Raw genomic sequence first — 983 nt, 5'->3', positions numbered from 1 at the left:
CCTGACTTTTAATCAGGGTGTCCCGCGTTCGAGTCGCGGATGGATCACCAATGGAGAGGTGTCCGAGTGGTTTAAGGAGCTGGTCTTGAAAACCAGTGACTCCGAAAGGGGCCGTGGGTTCGAATCCCACCCTCTCCGCCAAATTAATATGGAGAAGTACTCAAGTGGCTCAAGAGGATCCCCTGCTAAGGGATTAGGCTGGGTTAACCGGTGCGAGGGTTCGAATCCCTCCTTCTCCGCCAATAATTGACGAGGTGTAGCGCAGTTTGGTAGCGCACGTGGTTTGGGACCATGGGGCCGGGGGTTCGAGTCCCTCCACCTCGACCAATAATGTGGACCTTTAGCTCAGTTGGTTAGAGCGCCCGGCTCATAACCGGTAGGTCCGGGGTTCGAGTCCCTGAAGGTCCACCAAAAAATGCATAGGGGTGTAGCTCAGTTGGTAGAGCGTCGGTCTCCAAAACCGTGCGCCGGGGGTTCGAGTCCCTCCACCCCTGCCACTAAAACAATTATATAAATAAGATTATATCGAGGTGTAGCGCAGTTTGGTAGCGCACGTGGTTTGGGACCATGGGGCCGGGGGTTCGAGTCCCTCCACCTCGACCAATTGGGGGCCTATAGCTCAGGTGGTTAGAGCGCACGCCTGATAAGCGTGAGGTCGCTGGTTCGAGTCCAGCTAGGCCCACCAGAAATGCCCAGATAGCTCAGTCGGTAGAGCAGGGGACTGAAAATCCCCGTGTCGGTGGTTCGATTCCGCCTCTGGGCACCATTTATATAACTGTGGCGGTATAGCTTAGTTGGCTAGAGCGTTCGGTTCATACCCGAAAGGTCACAGGTTCGACTCCTGTTACCGCTACCATCTAAGAAATATACTTAAACACATTTAAGAACTTTGAAAATTAAACAGTAGGTTAATTATATAAATTCTTTTTAAAGAATTAAACACAAACAACCAAGCCAGATATTCAGATAATGATTAGCTGAGC

Annotated in this window: 9 tRNA genes; all 9 read left to right on the top strand. The window is 51.3% G+C overall.

From position 1 onward, the window contains the following. The first annotated feature begins 52 nt into the window (after positions 1-52). The 9 genes from LEQ07_RS19670 to LEQ07_RS19630 all read left to right on the top strand — a co-directional run bounded on the left by LEQ07_RS19670 (position 53) and on the right by LEQ07_RS19630 (position 856). Positions 53-141, top strand: a tRNA-Ser gene (locus tag LEQ07_RS19670). Between the two features lie 9 nt (positions 142-150). Continuing rightward, a tRNA-Ser gene (locus LEQ07_RS19665) sits at positions 151-242 on the top strand. An 8-nt stretch (positions 243-250) separates the two neighbouring features. Next, positions 251-327 (top strand) — tRNA-Pro (locus LEQ07_RS19660). A gap of 7 nt (positions 328-334) precedes the next feature. Next, positions 335-411, top strand: a tRNA-Ile gene (locus LEQ07_RS19655). 10 nt (positions 412-421) lie between these two features. Continuing rightward, positions 422-497, top strand: a tRNA-Trp gene (locus LEQ07_RS19650). Between the two features lie 29 nt (positions 498-526). After that, positions 527-603, top strand: a tRNA-Pro gene (locus LEQ07_RS19645). A gap of 5 nt (positions 604-608) precedes the next feature. After that, a tRNA-Ile gene (locus tag LEQ07_RS19640) sits at positions 609-685 on the top strand. 5 nt (positions 686-690) lie between these two features. Beyond that, a tRNA-Phe gene (locus LEQ07_RS19635) sits at positions 691-766 on the top strand. Between the two features lie 13 nt (positions 767-779). After that, positions 780-856 (top strand) — tRNA-Met (locus LEQ07_RS19630). Positions 857-983 lie beyond the last annotated feature (127 nt).

It is taken from the genome of Paraclostridium sp. AKS73 (genome assembly GCF_025671395.1).
GTDB classification, from domain to species: domain Bacteria; phylum Bacillota; class Clostridia; order Peptostreptococcales; family Peptostreptococcaceae; genus Paraclostridium; species Paraclostridium benzoelyticum.
Note: the sequence above shows the minus strand (reverse complement) of the source record. Positions and strands in the feature narration are given on the sequence as shown.